The sequence below is a fragment of the Janthinobacterium sp. FW305-128 genome (genome assembly GCF_020858135.1).
In the GTDB taxonomy this organism is placed as follows: Bacteria; Pseudomonadota; Gammaproteobacteria; order Burkholderiales; family Burkholderiaceae_D; genus Janthinobacterium.
On sequence record NZ_JACYMK010000002.1, the window covers coordinates 313754 to 330042 of the forward strand.

Genomic DNA, 16289 nt, shown 5'->3' on the forward strand with positions numbered 1-16289 from the left:
CGATGTCTGCTACACTGGAAGACCGGCGCAAACACAGTCGTGCCGGGGCTAGCCATGGAGATTGTGATGACCCGCAAAACACCTATCGAGCGCTACCGCAACATCGGCATCAGCGCCCATATCGACGCCGGCAAGACCACCACCACCGAGCGCATCCTGTTTTATACGGGGGTCAATCACAAGATCGGTGAAGTGCACAACGGCGCCGCCACCATGGACTGGATGGAGCAGGAGCAGGAACGGGGCATCACCATCACCTCGGCCGCCACCACCGCGTTCTGGAAAGGCATGGCCGGCAACTTCCCCGAACACCGCATCAACATCATCGACACGCCCGGCCACGTGGATTTCACGATCGAGGTGGAGCGTTCGATGCGCGTGCTCGACGGCGCCGTGATGGTCTACGACGCCGTCGGCGGCGTGCAGCCGCAATCGGAAACCGTCTGGCGCCAGGCCAACAAATACCATGTGCCGCGCATCGCCTTCATCAACAAGATGGACCGGGTGGGCGCGGATTTCTTGCGCGTGCGCAAGCAGATCGCCGAGCGCCTGAAGGGCGTGGCGGTGCCCATCCAGCTGCCCATCGGCGCCGAAGAGCATTTCACGGGCGTCATCGACTTGCTGAAAATGCGCGCCATCACCTGGGACGACGCCAGCCAGGGAGTGCAGTTCAGCTATGGAGAGATTCCCGCCGAGCTGCTGGCGCAGGCGCGGGAATGGCACGAGCACCTGGTCGAGCACGCTGCCGAGGCCACCACCGAGATGACGGAACGCTACCTGAATGGCGACACGTTCACGGAAGCGGAGCTCAAGCAGGCCTTGCGCGCGCGCACCATCCGCAACGAGATCGTGCCCATGCTGTGCGGCAGCGCCTTCAAGAACAAGGGCGTGCAGGCCATGCTGGACGCCGTCATCGAATACCTGCCGTCGCCGCTGGAAGTGCCGCCCATCATGGGCCACGACGAGCACGACAACGAGGTGGAGCGCCATCCGGCCGACGACGAGCATTTCTCGGCGCTGGCCTTCAAGATCATGACGGACCCGTTCGTGGGGCAGCTGACCTTCTTCCGCGTGTATTCGGGCGTGGTGAACTCGGGCGACATGGTCTACAACCCCACCAAGAGCGCGCGCGAGCGGCTGGGGCGCATCCTGCAGATGCATGCGAACGAGCGCAAGGAAATCAAGGAAGTGTATGCGGGCGACATCGCCGCCGCCGTGGGCCTGAAAGCCGTCACCACGGGCGACACCCTGTGCGCCATCGACCACATCATCGTGCTGGAAAAGATGATCTTCCCGGAACCCGTGATTTCCCAGGCCGTCGAACCGAAGACCAAGCCGGACCAGGAAAAGATGGGCATCGCCCTGAACCGCCTGGCGCAGGAAGACCCGTCGTTCAGGGTGCATACGGACGAGGAATCGGGCCAGACCATCATGTCGGGCATGGGCGAACTGCACCTGGAAATTCTGGTCGACCGCATGCGGCGCGAATTCGGCGTGGAAGCGAACGTGGGCAAGCCGCAGGTGGCGTATCGCGAAACCATCACGCGCGCGGTGGAAGATATCGAGGGCAAGTTCGTCAAGCAGTCGGGCGGACGAGGCCAGTACGGCCACGTGGTGCTGAAACTTGAACCGCTGGAGCCGGGCACGGGCTACCAGTTCGTCGACGCCATCAAGGGCGGCGTGGTGCCGCGCGAATTCATTCCCGCCGTCGACAAGGGCATCATCGAAACCCTCAAATCGGGCGTGCTGGCCGGCTACCCCGTGGTGGATGTGAAGGCCACGCTGACGTTCGGCTCCTACCACGACGTCGATTCCAACGAAAACGCGTTCCGCATGGCCGGCTCCATCGCCTTCAAGGACGGCATGCGCAAGGCATCGCCCGTGCTGCTGGAACCGATGATGCAGGTGGAGGCGGAAACGCCGGAAGAATTCATGGGCAACGTCATGGGCGACTTGACGGCCCGGCGCGGCATGGTGCAGGGCGTCGACGACATTCCCGGCGGCGCGGGGCGCATCGTCAAGGCCCTCGTGCCGCTGGCGGAAATGTTCGGCTATTCCACCACCCTGCGCTCGCTGACTCAGGGCCGCGCCACGTACACGATGGAATTCAAGCATTATGCGGCAGTGCCCAAGCATATCCTGGACCAGGTGGCATCGGCTGGCAAGGCCAGGTAGGTCGGATTAGCGGGGCAACGCCCCGCGTAATCCGACACCACCAACGGCCGTGCCAACAATGTTGTCGGCTTACGCGCCTTGCGCTAAGCCGACCTACGCATCAATTCAGTAGGTTTTGCGCAATGATGGCGTCCGCCATCTTCTCCGCCTCGCCCACGGGCTGGCTCAGCGCCTGGGTCGTGTAGACGGTGGATGCCGCCATCGGCTGGTCCAGGGTCGCCCCTTCGCCATGGCGCGTGTCGACCGTCACCGTCGTCGACAGGCCGATGCGCAGCGGGTGGGCGGCCAGCTCTTTCGGGTCCAGCGTGATGCGCACGGGCACGCGCTGTACCACCTTGATCCAGTTGCCCGTGGCGTTTTGCGCCGGCAACAGCGAAAACGCGCTGCCCGTGCCGGCCGACATGCCCAGCACCTTGCCGTGGTAGACGACTTTGCTGCCATACAAATCCGTTTCGATGGTCGCCGCCTGTCCCACGCGGATATTGCGCAATTCGGACTCCTTGAAGTTCGCGTCGACCCATAACTGGTCGAGCGGCACGATGGACATCAGGGGTGTGCCCGGCGTCACGTGCGTGCCCAGCTGCACGCTGCGCTTGGCGACATAGCCTGAAACGGGCGCGACCACGGCGTTGCGGCGCACGGCCAGCCACGCCTGCAGCACGTCGCCCTTGGCCGACAGCACGGCCGGATGGCTGGCCAGGTTGACGCCGGTCACGCCCGCTTTGGCGGACTCGGCCTGGCGCTGCGCCACAATCAAGGCTGCTTTCGCGTCATCGACGGCCTGTTTCGCATGAACAAGATCTTCGCCCGAGATCGTGTGGTCCGCCGCCAGCGGCGCGCGGCGGGCCAGGTTGCCCTGCGCCGTGGCCAAGGCCAGGCGGCGCTGCTCGATGACGGCGTCGTACTGCGCCACGCTGGCATAGCGTTCGCGCTCCTGGCGCACGACGTTGCCCAGGCGCGCCTCAGCCTGGCTCAGGGCCAGGTCCGCATCGATGGCGTTCAGCGTGATCAGCGGGGCGCCCGCCTTGACCATCTGCGTTTCGTCGGCGCGGATGGCGTCGACATTGCCCGTCACTTGCGCGGACAGGGTGACCAGGTTGCCGCCCACGTAGGCGTTGTCCGTCACTTCTTCCCTGGACAGCACCAGTTGATAGTAGGCGGTCCAGGCGGCGCCGGCCATGAGAAAGGCGGCCGTGATGGCGATCAGGACGGCCTTGCGCTTGCCCGGCTGTTCGGTGGAGGTGGTGGTGGCTGTGGTGTCGCTGCTCATGATGTATTCCGTAATCGATCGTTATTGTTGAGTCGTCGTGGCGGCAAAGTCGCTGCTGCCCCGGTAGCCGCCGCCCAAGGCCACGGTCAGGCTGATTTCCGCGTTCTGGCGCTGGTTTTGCAGCTGCATGCCCAGGTCCACCTGGCCGCGCACGGTCATTTCCGCGTTCAGTTGCGTGGCGCTGTCGGCCAGCCCTTGCTTGAGTCGCGCATTCGCGTTGCGCAGCTGCGCTTCGCTGGCGCGCAGGTTGTCCTGCTGCAGCCGCAGCTGGTTTTCCACGCCTTGCACCCTGGCGCCGGCCTGCGCCACGTCGCGCACGACATTGAAGACGTTCTGGTTGTAGTCGGCGATCAGTTCGTTGCGTTCGCTGCGCGCGCCGGCAAGCTGGACCTGCAGGCGGCCGCTGTCGAATAGGGGCAGCGACAGGGCCGGGCCGATGAACAGGGTGCGGCTGCCCGATTGCAGCAGCTTGCCCAGTTTGATCGCATCGAGGCCGAACGAGGCCCCCAGGTCGATATCGGGGTAGAACGATGCCTGCGCCGCCTCGATCTTGCTCATCGATGCTTGCACTCGCCAGCGCGCCGCCTGCAAGTCGGGCCGGCGCGCCAGCAATTCCATGCCCAGCTTGGCTGGCAGGGTATGCGGCAGGGCCTGGGCAACTTTTGGCTGCAGGCCGGCCAGCGCCGAGCTGTCGCCGCCGAGCAGGGCGCGCAAGGCTTCGCGTTCCGTGACGACCTGCGTTTCCAGCAGGGCTATCTGCTGCTGGAGCAAGCTCAAGCGTGTTTGCGCGGACAGATGGTCGTCGCTGACGCCGAGGCCGTTGGCGATGCGCTTTTCCTTGTCCAGCACCAGTTGCTGCTGCAGGGCCACCAGCGCATGCAGGTTGTCCATGCGGGCCCAGCCGTTTTGCATGCTGAAGTAGTGGCGGGCGATCTCGGCCGCCAGCATCTGTTCCGCCATCGCATACTCGGCACGGCGCGCGTTGACTTCGCCCAGGCTGGCGGCGATCTGCGCCTTGTGCTTGCCCCACCAGTCCAGGTCGTAATGGGCTTGCACGCCCACCGTGACCTCGTTGTAGTAATTGCCGCCGATGGGGGCGGGCATCAGGCCGTTGCCCGAATAGCGCTGCCGGTTGGCGTTCGCGTCCAAGTCCAGCCTGGGGCCGCGCTCCGCATGTTGCGCGTCGAACGCGGACAGGGCCGAGCCGATGCGGGCATTTGCCACCGCCAGGTTCGGGCTGGCGGCCAGCGCCTGTTCGATCAGCTGGTCCAGCTGATCGTCCTGGAACTGGCGCCACCACTGGGCGGCGGGCCAGCCCTCGCTGGCCAGGTGGATGTCGGCCGCCAATTGCACGGTGGCCAGGTCTTGTTGCGGCAGCTGTTGCGTGTCGGGCGCAATGCTGGCGCAGCCGGCCAGGGATAAGCTTAGCGCCAGGACGCTCAGGGAGAGTTTCATCGGTGTGTGCATGAGGGTTATTCCATGGCCGCGTGGTCGACCACGACGGGCGCATTTTTCTTCGGTGGTTTGATCAGGAGCAAGAGCGGCAGCACGAGGATGGTCAGCCACATCATCAGCCAGAAGTCGTCGAGGTAGGCGATCATCGATGCCTGCCGCGTGATTTCGCCATTCAGCGCCGCCATGCCCGTGCGCGTGCCCAGGTCGAACACCTGGGCGATGCCGGGGTCATGCAGGGCCGGGTTGGCGATCGTGATGTGTTCCGTCAGGGAGGCATGGGCGATCTGCGTATTGCGCACCAACAAGGTCTGCACGAGGGCGATGCCGATGCTGCTGCCGATATTGCGCACCAGACTGTAGATTGCCGTGCCTTCCGCCCGCATCTGCGGCGACAGGGTGGCGAACGTGGCCGCGCTCAGGGGCACGAAGACGAGGCCCAGGCCGATGCCCTGGATGATGCCGTTCCAAACGACCGTCTTCGGCACGAGGTCCAGGGTGAAATTGGCCATTTGCCACAGCGAAAAGGCGGTAATCGAAAAGCCCACGCCCAGCAGGATGCGCGTATCGATCTTGCCCGTCAGCCTGCCGACGATCAGCATGGCCAGCATCGTGCCCAGGCCGCTGGGCGCCGTCACCAGGCCGGCAATGGCCGCCGGGTAATTCATCAAGCCCTGCAGCATGGACGGCGTCAGCGCGCGGGTGGCGAACAGCACCATGCCGACGATGAAGATGAACAGCAAGCCGCTCACATAATTCGAATTCTTCAGCAGGCGGTAATCGAGGAAGGACTTGCCGGCCGGGCGCAGCGCCGTGTGGGCGATGAAGTAACAGAGGCTCATGGCCAGCACGATGGCTTCGATCCACGTTTCCGTCGAGGAAAACCAGTCGTTCTGCTCGCCCCGGTCCAGCAGCATCTGCAGCGCGCCGATGGACAGGCTGAGCGTCGCAAAGCCGAACATGTCAAAGTTCATGCGGCGGTTGGGCGGGTCCTTGCGGATGTAGCGCCAGATGCCATAGAAGGCCATGGCGCCGATGGGGATGTTGATGAAGAAGACCCAGCGCCAGCTGTAGCTGTCCGTCAGCCAGCCGCCCAAGGTCGGTCCCAGGATGGGACCGATCATCACGCCCATGCCCCAGATGGCCATGGCCGAGCCGTGCTTTTCGCGCGGATTGATGTCAAGCAAGACCGCCTGCGACAGCGGCACGAGGGCCGCGCCGAACACGCCCTGCAGCAAGCGGGCGGCGACGATCTCGGACAGGGTGCCGGACAGGCCGCACAGCACGGAGGCGAGCGTGAAACCGGCGACCGACACGAGAAAGGTGTTTTTCTGGCCGAAACGGTCGCACAGCCAGCCCGTCAGGGGCGTGGCGATGGCGGCGGCGACGATGAACGAGGTCAGCACCCAGGTGATCTGGTCTTGCGATGCGGAAAGGCTGCCCTGCATGTGGGGCAGGGCGACGTTGGCGATGGTGCCGTCGAGCGCCTGGATGATGGTGGCGAGCATGATCGAAATCGTGATCATGCGCCGGTTCAAGGTAGGGTCCTGTGAAGCGGGCAGCGCCGGCGTGGCACTGGCTGTGGCCGAACTCATGCGGATTTCTCCGTGGCCGCCTGTAGCGCTTCCAGCAGTTCGGTGGCGGCCTGCAGCTGACCGGGATCAATGCCCTGCAGCAGTTCCTTGCGGAAACCGTCCGCTTCCTTGCGCACCGTGTCATACACCTGCAGGCCAGCTTCCGTCAGCACGACGAGTTTCACGCGGCGGTCCGTTTCCGACGGCTGGCGCTGCACGAAGCCCGATTTCACGAGCCGGTCCAGCATCGACACCATGGTGGGGTTTTCCACGCCTAGCTGATGGGCCAGTTCGCTTTGCGAGGGCGGCTGCGGCGATTTGGCGATCATGGCGATGCACATCCAGCTCGCTTGCCCCAGGTCCAGGTCTTTCAGGCGCCGGTCGATCGCATGGCGCCAGCCGCGCGCCGTCTTGTGGAGCGCGGCGGAAAAGCGCTCTTCGATAGAAATCATAAGGTGAGTCGTCTAATGGTTAGGTGTCTAACTAATATTTTAGCATGCTGGTTTGACAGGCGTACAGGCCTTTCCGTTTGCCGGCGCCGCTGGTACATTAACAGTCAGCCCACCACCATCAGGAGACAGCATGACGACGGAAAAACAGAAGCAGGACGGACAGCACCGCGACAGCAGCGACTTTGTCATCACGCAAACCTTCGACGCGCCGCGCGAACTGGTGTTCCAGTCGTGGGTGGAGCCCGAGCGCCTGGCCCAGTGGTGGGGTCCCGTCGGCTTCGAATTGAGCGTGCTGGCGCTGGACTTGCGGCCGGGCGGCGTCTTCCACTACGGCATGCGCGCCGACAATGGCTACGAGATGTGGGGCAAGTTCACCTACCAGGCCATTGAAGCGCCGGAAAAGATCGTCTCGATCCTGTCCTTCGCCGACAAGCAGGGCAATGCCGTGCAGCACCCGGTCAGCGCGACGTGGCCGCTGGAATCGTTCAATGTCATGACGCTTACCGAGGAAAACGGCAAGACGACGATGACCTTGCGGTCGACGCCGCACAAGGCGACGGATGAGCAGCATCGGACTTTTGTGGAAGGGCATGAGTCGATGACGCAGGGGTTCAAGGCTACCTTCGCCCAGCTGGCACAATACCTGGCGCGTGTTCAGTGAGCGTATTGTTTTGAACAGCGGGCCAGAGCCGCGGGCCTGAGAAAACGGCCATGGCTGCGTTGCTTGGGCTCGCCGTACATGCGTACTGTCTTCGCCCGCGCGCCTTGCCCTGGCCATTTTTCAGGCCCGCTGGGCCCGGGGAGCCTGGGTTGGCAGCGGTTGTCTACTCGGCTTGATCTTGTGCTCGTGGTTTCTGAGGAGCGTTAAACCGCAAAGCGGTTTGGCGGAAGTAACTTAAGGAGTTATTCAACATCGTCGCTTACTATTTCTTTTTTTCGAGTTTCTAACAACTCATCAATCTTAACGGGAAGTTGTAGAAATTTATCCACAACCATAGTTGACAATGGTATTTTGCACTCTCGAAGCATTCCGGCCATAAAGCCATCAGCTCGAAAGACATCAACGTACGGTAGATAAATTGCATGGTAGCAATCGGGGAAATCACTAGATTTTGGACTTCTCGGTAGCTTAGCCACGACCGACCGTCGTGCTATATGCATCGCCAATGTAATAGAACAAGTCAAACCCGGTGATGCTTGCCAACTATCTTCTGTAAGCTTCGGAGTCGCTCCAATTTGTAGTGCCAATTTATTTGCTAGGCGACTACTGCTGCCAGCCAAAACTTCATAGAACGCACGCACTGACAAGTCAAGTAGTTTTTTAGAATCACCCCCCGCATCAGTATGCTCCACCATCATTTCTTCGAACTGCTTACGTGCCTCATCAAGTGCAGTTTCAAACTCGCCTCCGATCTCGCGTAGGTGACGAGACATATCAGAGGCTCTTCCCCAATCTTTTTTATACCAATTGCCAAATACTTCTAAGTCAGTTATTGAGTCATATAATGCTTTTGATGCCTCTTTTCGGGAAGCATCTCCGATAAAGTATCTCCTAAATGTACGGATGGCGTCAGTTGTCAAAGGAAGGTTATTAGCAGCGATACTTCCTGTCGCACTATTCGCATCTCGCATTTCTCCGTACCAAAGTGCTGTCGGCTTTCCATTTTTCAGATATTTTCTTCTTTCAAGTCGCCCCATTTTTTCAATATCTTGTTGCACAGATTTTTCTACGTCAGGAATAATTTCAGAGAAATCAAATGCGGCTGGTAACCAATTAGCATCACTGCGAAAGATGTGAGAGCGACCATCGTTGGAGGCTGAAATTGCATTAGATGAGACTTCGTAAGCTATTAAATCAATAGGGTGAATTAAAGAGTTCTTTCCGCAAATTTCCTGGATGGTTTTCAATCTTTCAATTGCTGCTGGAATGGAATCCGGGATTGTTGGGGCCGCCTCAACGACATGTGCCTCACTAAAGCGAATTTGAATTAGGCCTTTGTCACGTTTTGTTAGTAAGTAATTTATTACATCGCTATATTCGGATGGCTTTTTTTTGACATTCGCGATATCGGAAAAATCGCTGCTATCTAGATAAACTTGAATAGGTTGCACAATCAAACCTTTGTCGTTAATTAAAATAACTTTTATTGCTTAATCTGTTGACTAAGGTAGCGTAACTTCTAGTGTTGGATATGCTTTTACTGTTATGTTGCCTGCTTCAGGCACTACTTTCATCATTTCGCCGCCATCCCCAGCATCCCCCGCACCACCGGCAAAACCATCTTCCACGCATTCGACGTCGCGGCAATCTCGTCATAATGACTGGCGCCCGGCAAAATCAGCACCTCCGCATGGTCGCCGGCCTTGAGCACCCTGGCCGCGTAGTCGTGCGCGACGCGGGGAGGGGAGATGGTGTCGAGTTCTCCCGTGGCCAGAACTGTGCGGCTGCCGTTGGGGATCAGGTCGGCGGCGTTGGTGTCGCTGTAGATGTCGGGGCGCTCAGTGCTGGCGCTGCCTGCCAGTTGCGCGATGTCGCGTTCGCAGCTGCTCTTGATCAAGTCTTTCTCGTGGCGCAGGTCGGCCAGGCCGCCCAGGCTCAGGATATTTTTTATTGGCAAGTACTTGTCGCGGTACAGGGGGCTGGTCTTGGGCAGCTTTTCCCGGCCGGCGATCCATTGCACCAGCTGGCCGCCGGCCGAGTGACCCATGGCGACGATGCGGCTCGTGTCGATCTGGTACTGGCGCGCGTGCTGCTGCAGGCTGTCGAGTGCCGCGTGCATGTCTTCGTAGGTGCCCGGATAGCCGCCGCCTTCCTCGTCGACGCGGCGGTACTCGACATTCCACACGGCGATGCCTTGCGCGACGAGGGCGCCGGCCACGTTGCGCATCTGTTTGATCCCGCCGAAGGCCACCGTCCAGCAGCCGCCATGGACGAGCACGACGACGGGGAACGGGCCGCTGCCTTCGGGCCGGAACAGCTGCGCGTATTGCGACGGCGCGGTGCCATAGGCGAGCTGCGCCGTGGGCGCGGGGCCGTTCAGGGCCAGGTAGTCTTCCAGGCTCATGGGGGCGGCGACGGCGCCATGGACGGAGGCGAGCAGGGCGGTGGCGATCAGGGAGAACGGCAAGGTGGTAGGCATGCTGGGATTCGCTTGAGAGGAGAGCAATACTTTAGCATAGGGCCGCGTGGGGGGAGAGATCAAGGGGCATGCTGTTTTCCTCCTGCAAGAGCGTTGCCCCATGGTATATTTCGGGCATCAGTTTTCCCCTTATCGACACGGTGCACGCAAACAACATTCTTTCCTTGCTGGACGCCGAGCATAGTGCGCTGGGCAGCATCGCGGCAGGCGCCGACCTGGCCCAGGCATTGGAGCATTTGTTGCTGGCGCTGCAAGACCTGGCCGAGGGCGGTGCACATGCCTGCCTGGTGCTTATCGACGAGGCCGACCGCTTTTGCGGCTTGTCCGCGCCCAGCCTGCCACAAGACCTGTGCCTGGCCCTGCGCCACGGCGGCGAACAGCCTTCTCCATTCGGCACGGCGGCCTTTTCCGGCGCGCCCGTATATTGCGGCGATATGACGCGCGACGTGCACTGGAGCGCGGGACGCAAGGAAGCCATGCTGCACGGCTACCGTGCCTGCTGGGTCGCCCCCGTCTTTGGCGCGAAGGGGCATATCCTGGGTGTGCTGGGCCTGTTTTTCCAGGCGACATGCCATCCCACGCAACCGGAAATCGAACTGCTGGCGCTGGCCGCGCGCGTGGCCGCGCATGTCATCGAGCGGGGCCAGCTGGAACAGGCGCTGCACGACAGCCGCGAACACTTTCATTACGCCATCGAGCTCAACACGCAAGTACTGTGGACGGCCGACCTCGACGGCAAGCTCGACTATGTGGCGCAGCGCTGGCGCGACTGGACGGGCGGCAGCGGCCTCGGTACCAGCTGGCTGGACGCCATCCATCCCGAGGACGTGCCCCGCACACTGGCGGCGTGGAGCGAAGCGGTGGGCAGCGGCCAGCCCCTGGACCAGGAAATGCGCGTGCGCCGGCAGGATGGCCAGTACCGCTGGGTGCATTCGCGCGCGTATTGCCGGCGAGACGAGCGCGGCCAAGCCGTGAAATGGTATGGCTCCTGCGAAGATATCGACGAACACTGGCAGGCGCGCAACGCCTTGCTCGACAGCGAGGCGCAGTTCCGTTCGCTTGCCTCGACCATGCCCAACCAGGCCTGGCTGGCGCATGGCAGCGGCGCCACCTACTGGGTCAACGAACAGGTGTGCGAATACACAGGGCAATCGATGAAGTCGCTCGTATCGAGCGGCTTTCGCCACTGCGTGCATCCGGACGACGTGCAGATCACGCAGAAAAGCTGGGACCGGGCCGTCGCCACCGCCAGCGCCTATGAACAGGAGTTCCGCATGCGGCGCGCCAGCGACGGCGCCTACCGCTGGTTCCTGGCGCGCGCCTTGCCCCTGTTCGACGAGGCGGGCAAGGTGCTGCGCTGGGTGGGCACGAATACGGACGTGCAGGAACAGAAGAACGTGCTGGAAAAAATGGCCTACCTGAATTCCTCGCTGGAAGTGGAAATGGCCAACCGCACGGCAGACCGCGACCGCATGTGGCGGCTGTCCACCGACATCATGCTGGTGGCGGACCTGTCCGGCATGATCATTGCCGTCAACCCCGCCTGGAGCAAGATCCTCGAGCGCCCGGAAATCGAATCGCTGGGCATGGACTTCATCAGCCTCGTGCATCCCGACGACCGCATGGCGGCCCTGCAGGACTTGTCGCGCCTGGCCCACGGCGCACCCACCTTGCGCATGGAAAACCGCTACCGCCGGCGCGATGGCGGCTACCGCTGGATTTCCTGGACGGCCGTGCCGGCGCAAAAGCTGATCCACGCCATCGGCCGCGACGTCACCGATGAAAAAGAGGCGCGTCTGGCGCTCGTGCGCAGCGAGCAAGCCTTGTTGCAGGCGCAAAAGCTGGAATCGATCGGCAAGCTGACGGGCGGCGTGGCCCACGATTTCAATAACGTGCTGCAAATCATCTCCGGTAATTTGCAGTTGCTGAAGCTGACCGTGGCCGATAATCCGCAGGCGGCCAGGCGCCTCGATTCAGCCGCCTCGGCCGTCGAGCGGGGCGCCAAGCTGTCGTCGCAACTGCTGGCCTTTGCACGGCGCCAGCCATTAAAACCGCTGGTGACGGACCTGGGTCGGCTGCTGCGCCGCATGCACGAGCTGATCCGCCGCGCCCTGGGTGAGGCGATTACCGAGGAAACCTTCATCAGCGAAGGCTTGTGGCATACCCTGGTCGACCCGAACCAGATGGAAAACGTGCTGCTGAACATGGCCATCAATGCGCGCGACGCGATGGACAAGGGCGGGCGCCTCACGTTTACCTTGAGTAACGTCACGCTCGACGCCGCCTATGCCAGCCTGCATGCCGATGTGCTGGAGGGGCAATATGTGCTGCTGACCATCACGGATACGGGCCACGGCATGGAGCGCGACGTGATCGACCAGATATTCGAACCGTTCTTCACGACGAAAAAGGAAGGCGAGGGCACGGGCCTGGGCCTGTCCATGGCGTACGGCTTCATCCGCCAAAGCGCGGGCCACATCAAGGTGCACAGCGCGCCCGGTGCGGGCACGACTTTTAAAATTTATCTGCCCCGTTCGCTGGAAAAGCTGGCCGAACCGCCGCCTGGCCTGACGGGCCCCGTGCTGGGCGGCGGCGAGACCATCCTCGTGGTGGAAGACGACGCGCCCGTGCAGCACACGGTGGTCGACATGCTGCGCGGCCTCGGCTACGACGTGCTGCATGCGGACGACGGCGCCTCGGCGCTGGCCCTGCTGGGCACGGGCGTGGCCATCGACCTGCTGTTTACGGACGTCGTCATGCCCGGTCCCGTCAGCAGCAAGGAGCTGGCGCAGCAGGCGAGATTGCTGCTGCCGGACCTGGCCGTGCTGTTTACCTCGGGCTATACGCATAACGCCATCATGCGCGGCGGGCGCCTGGACGCTGGCGTCGAGCTGTTGAGCAAACCCTACCAGCGCGAAGACCTGGCGCGGCGCATCCGCCATTTGCTGGCCGACCGCCGCCTGGTGGGCGCGCCCGATCCGTCCGGGCGGCGCATCCTGCTGGTGGAAGACAATGACGATGCGCGCGAAATGACCACCGAGATGCTCAATATGCTGGGGCACACCGTGCACGGCGTGGCCAGCGCGGAAGCGGCCATGCCGCTGTTGGCCATGCCGGGCCTGGACGTGCTGGTGACGGACATCAGCCTGCCCACCATGTCCGGCCTGGAGCTGGCGCGCCATGCGCGCGCGCACTGGCCGCAGCTGGAGGTGGTGTTTGCTTCAGGACACGACTGGGGCGCCAGCCTGATGCAGGACGCCAGCGCGCGATTCCTGCGCAAGCCGTTTGGCCTGGAAGAGCTGGCCAGCGCACTGAAGGCACGCCGGCTCGACGTCTACTGACCTGGCGGCAGCAAGGCCCGCTGTAATTGCTTGACGGTAAATGGTTTCACCAGAAAGCGCGCCTGCGGGTCGAGCACGCCGGAATTGGCCGGCGCATGGCCGGTGGAAAACACCACTTCCAGCTGCGGATAGTCGCGCGCCGCCAGCTCGGCCAGCTGGACGCCCGACATCTGCGGCAGGCTGATATCGGTCAGCAGCAGATCCAGTCCCGGCGTGCCCAGCAGCGGCAGCGCTTCCTCGGCCGTGCCCACGGCCAGCACCGTGTGACCGAGCATGGCCAGCAGTTCGCTCGTCATCGCGCGCGCGTCGGCATTGTCTTCCACCAGCAGGATATGCCTTCCCTCCGGCAGCGCCGGCGCAGGCTGCGGCGCCAGCTGCGCACGGTACTGGTGCAGGGCCGTCACATGGCGGCCATTGGCCAGCAGGTGGCGGATGCGCCGCGCCAGGTCTTCGCGCCGGTAGGGCTTGCTCAGCAGCTCGACGCCCGGCTCCAGGCGGCCGCCCTGCATGATGGCGTCCTGCGTGTAGCCCGAGGTAAACAACACGGCCAGCTGCGGCAGCAGCAAGCGGGCCTGGCGCGCCAGTTCCGTGCTGGCTACCTTGCCCGGCATTACCACGTCCGTAAACAGCAGGTCGATGGGCACGCCGCTGCCGACGATGGCCAGCGCGCTTTCGCCGTCGCTGGCGCGCAGCACGACGTAGCCGAGGCCGCGCAGCATGTCCACCACCGTCGTCTGCACCTGCACGTCGTCTTCCACGACGAGGATGGTTTCCTTGCCGCCCAGCACGGGTCCGCCCAGTTGCAGCGGCAGTTCCGTTTCCGCTTCGAGCGAGCGCGGCAGGTAGATGCGGAAGGTGCTGCCGTGGCCCGGCAAACTGTCCACCGTCAGGTGGCCGCCGCTCTGGCGCAGGAAACCGTACGCCATGGACAGGCCCAGTCCCGTGCCTTCGCCCTCGCTTTTGGTCGTGAAGAACGGTTCGAAAATCTTGTCCAGCAGCTCGGCGGGAATGCCCGTGCCCGTATCCGAGACGGCCAGCTGCACGTAGTCGCCGGGCGCCACGTCCGCATGGCGCGCCGCGTAGCCGCTGTCCAGCACGCTGTTGCTCAGTTCGATGGTCAGCTGGCCCTGGCCATTCATGGCGTCGCGCGCGTTGATGGCCAGGTTGAGGATGACGTTTTCCAGCTGGTGCGGGTCGACCAGCGCGCGCCAGCAGTCGTCGGCCAGCAGCAAACGCGTTTCGATGGTTTCGCCCGTGGCGCGCCGCAGCAGCTCTTCCGTCGAACGCAGCAGTTGCGCCAGGTCCGTCACCAGCGGTTTCAACGGTTGACGCCGCGCAAAGGCCAGCAGCTGGGCCGACAGCTTGGCGCCCCGTTCCACGGCGGCCGAGGCGCTGGCGATGCGCTTGGCGGCCAGCGGGTCGCCGTCCAGGGTCATCTGCAGCAGTTGCAGATTGCCCGAAATAATTTGCAGGACGTTATTGAAATCATGGGCCACGCCGCCCGTCAGCTTGCCCAGCGCTTCGAGTTTTTGCGATTGCAGCAGCGCCATTTCGCTGTGGCGCAACGATTCCTGCATGCTGAGCAAGGTGCTTTGCGCTTCCTTTTCCAGGGTGACGTGGCGCCCGGTGGCAAACACCAGGTCGCCTTCGGTCGCCGCCACCCACGACAGCCAGCGGTGGCCGCCATCGCGGTGCCGGTAGCGGTTTTCAAAGCTGGGCATGGCTTCCCGCGACACTTGCGCCAGCGCCTGGCGCGTGGCGGCCGCATCCTCGGGCAGCACGAAGTCGAACAGGCTGCGGCCCAGCATTTCCTCGGGCAGCCAGCCCAGGATGGCGCTGGCGGCCGGGTTGACGGCGGTAAAGCAGCCGTCGGCATCGATGGCCACCATCAGGTCTTGCGCGCTGCGCCACAGCCGCTCGCGCTCGCTGTTGCGCGCGGCCAGGTCCGCTTCCAGCTTCTTTTCCACGGTGATGTCGCGCGCGCTGCAATACACCTTCTCGCCCTCGGGCACGGCCACCCACGACAGCCAGTGCCAGCCGCCCAGCTTGTGGCGGTAGCGGTTTTCGAAGCGTAGCGCCGGCTGGCCCTGGTTGGCCGCCTCCCAGGCCGCATAGGTGCGCGGCAAGTCTTCGGGATGGATCAGTTCAAAAAATTTCGTCGTGCGGATTTCCTCGACCGACCAGCCCAGGGTGGCTTGCCAGGCCGGGTTCGAGTGTTCGAAATAGCCGTCGAGGTTGAGCACGCCCAGCAAGTCGGGGCTGACGTTCCAGGTGCGGCCGAACTCGCGCGTGCGCTCGGCCACCTGCGTTTCCATGGTGGCGCTGAGGGCGCGCAGGCGCGATTCCGCCCGGGCCCGCAAAATGGTCGACCAGACCCGTTCCGACACTTGCACGGCCAGTTCGATTTCGTCCGCATGCCACAGCCGTGCCGCGCTGCTGTGCACGACGAACAGGGCCGCCAGCCGGCCCTCCTTGGCAATGGGAATGTTCAGGAAGGCACGGATGCCCAGGCGCGCAAACGTGGCCAGCGCGGCCGGCATGGCCGTGCGCGGGTCGCTCGCCACATCGCTGACGGCCAGCGCCTGGCCGGCGGCCAGGGCATCGGCCAGGCCTGCCGCGTAATCGCCGAGGAAATACTCGCCGGTGGCACCGGGCGCCAGGCCTTCGCTCCACGCATGCTGCAGAGTAGGGCATTGCAGGGTCTGGTCGATATCGAAACAGGCCACCTGCTGGGCGCCCAGGCGCTGTCCCAGCAGCTGCGCCGACAGGGACAGGATCTCGCCCGTGTCCTGCAGCAGCCGCAGCCGGCGTTCCAGCTGCAGCAAGAAGGCGACGCCGCTGGCGCCGGCCTGGCCGCGGGGGGCGGGTGTGATGGTCATGCCGGC

The 16289-nt window shown here is 63.3% G+C and carries 10 protein-coding genes; 3 read left to right on the forward strand and 7 right to left on the reverse strand.

Translation table 11 applies throughout. The features are described 5' to 3' along the window. Positions 1-66 precede the first annotated feature (66 nt). Positions 67-2175 carry an elongation factor G gene (gene fusA, locus IGS60_RS06245; protein WP_230503051.1) on the forward strand — a complete coding sequence of 703 codons (2109 nt, stop codon included), beginning with the start codon at positions 67-69 and terminating at the stop codon, positions 2173-2175. 100 nt (positions 2176-2275) lie between these two features. Here the strand turns inward: fusA and IGS60_RS06250 are convergent, their stop codons facing one another. Genes IGS60_RS06250 through IGS60_RS06265 form a run of 4 tightly spaced genes read right to left on the reverse strand, consistent with a single transcriptional unit; the run spans position 2276 to position 6923 of the window. After that, positions 2276-3445, reverse strand: coding sequence for an HlyD family efflux transporter periplasmic adaptor subunit (locus tag IGS60_RS06250; RefSeq protein ID WP_230503052.1), 1170 nt, complete (start codon positions 3443-3445; stop codon positions 2276-2278). Positions 3446-3466: 21 nt separating this feature from the next. Then, entirely contained in the window at positions 3467-4912 is a 1446-nt protein-coding gene (locus IGS60_RS06255; protein WP_230503053.1) for an efflux transporter outer membrane subunit, read from the reverse strand. A 5-nt stretch (positions 4913-4917) separates the two neighbouring features. Continuing rightward, entirely contained in the window at positions 4918-6492 is a 1575-nt protein-coding gene (locus tag IGS60_RS06260; RefSeq protein WP_230503054.1) for a DHA2 family efflux MFS transporter permease subunit, read from the reverse strand. Further along, on the reverse strand, positions 6489-6923 hold the full coding sequence (locus tag IGS60_RS06265) for a MarR family winged helix-turn-helix transcriptional regulator (protein ID WP_070218336.1): 435 nt from the start codon (positions 6921-6923) through the stop codon (positions 6489-6491). The genes IGS60_RS06260 and IGS60_RS06265 overlap by 4 nt, the downstream gene beginning before the upstream one ends. A gap of 130 nt (positions 6924-7053) precedes the next feature. Between IGS60_RS06265 and IGS60_RS06270 the strand changes: the two genes are divergently transcribed. Beyond that, a complete protein-coding gene (locus IGS60_RS06270) occupies positions 7054-7584 on the forward strand; it encodes an SRPBCC domain-containing protein (protein ID WP_230503055.1) in 531 nt (176 codons plus the stop codon). A gap of 242 nt (positions 7585-7826) precedes the next feature. Here IGS60_RS06270 and IGS60_RS06275 read toward each other — a convergent pair whose 3' ends face one another. Both IGS60_RS06275 and IGS60_RS06280 read right to left on the reverse strand, forming a co-directional pair. Next, complete coding sequence (locus tag IGS60_RS06275; protein WP_230503056.1) at positions 7827-9035, reverse strand: hypothetical protein; 1209 nt, start codon at positions 9033-9035, stop codon at positions 7827-7829. Positions 9036-9157: 122 nt separating this feature from the next. Further along, on the reverse strand, positions 9158-10063 hold the full coding sequence (locus tag IGS60_RS06280; RefSeq protein WP_230503057.1) for an alpha/beta hydrolase: 906 nt from the start codon (positions 10061-10063) through the stop codon (positions 9158-9160). A 68-nt stretch (positions 10064-10131) separates the two neighbouring features. Between IGS60_RS06280 and IGS60_RS06285 the strand changes: the two genes are divergently transcribed. Next, on the forward strand, positions 10132-13404 hold the full coding sequence (locus IGS60_RS06285) for a PAS domain-containing protein (RefSeq protein ID WP_230503058.1): 3273 nt from the start codon (positions 10132-10134) through the stop codon (positions 13402-13404). On the opposite strand, the gene IGS60_RS06290 is transcribed toward IGS60_RS06285, so the two are convergent. Then, complete coding sequence (locus tag IGS60_RS06290; protein WP_230503059.1) at positions 13398-16283, reverse strand: PAS domain-containing protein; 2886 nt, start codon at positions 16281-16283, stop codon at positions 13398-13400. The genes IGS60_RS06285 and IGS60_RS06290 overlap by 7 nt on opposite strands. Positions 16284-16289: the final 6 nt, after the last annotated feature.

Excerpts from the sequence above, each read along its gene's own strand:
- fusA (WP_230503051.1), top strand. The coding sequence starts at position 67 with ATGACCCGCAAAACACCTATCGAGCGCTACCGCAACATCGGCATCAGC.
- IGS60_RS06250 (WP_230503052.1), bottom strand. The coding sequence starts at position 3,445 with ATGAGCAGCGACACCACAGCCACCACCACCTCCACCGAACAGCCGGGC.
- IGS60_RS06255 (WP_230503053.1), bottom strand. The coding sequence starts at position 4,912 with ATGCACACACCGATGAAACTCTCCCTGAGCGTCCTGGCGCTAAGCTTA.
- IGS60_RS06260 (WP_230503054.1), bottom strand. The coding sequence starts at position 6,492 with ATGAGTTCGGCCACAGCCAGTGCCACGCCGGCGCTGCCCGCTTCACAG.
- IGS60_RS06265 (WP_070218336.1), bottom strand. The coding sequence starts at position 6,923 with ATGATTTCTATCGAAGAGCGCTTTTCCGCCGCGCTCCACAAGACGGCG.
- IGS60_RS06270 (WP_230503055.1), top strand. The coding sequence starts at position 7,054 with ATGACGACGGAAAAACAGAAGCAGGACGGACAGCACCGCGACAGCAGC.
- IGS60_RS06280 (WP_230503057.1), bottom strand. The coding sequence starts at position 10,063 with ATGCCTACCACCTTGCCGTTCTCCCTGATCGCCACCGCCCTGCTCGCC.
- IGS60_RS06285 (WP_230503058.1), top strand. The coding sequence starts at position 10,132 with ATGCTGTTTTCCTCCTGCAAGAGCGTTGCCCCATGGTATATTTCGGGC.
- IGS60_RS06290 (WP_230503059.1), bottom strand. The coding sequence starts at position 16,283 with ATGACCATCACACCCGCCCCCCGCGGCCAGGCCGGCGCCAGCGGCGTC.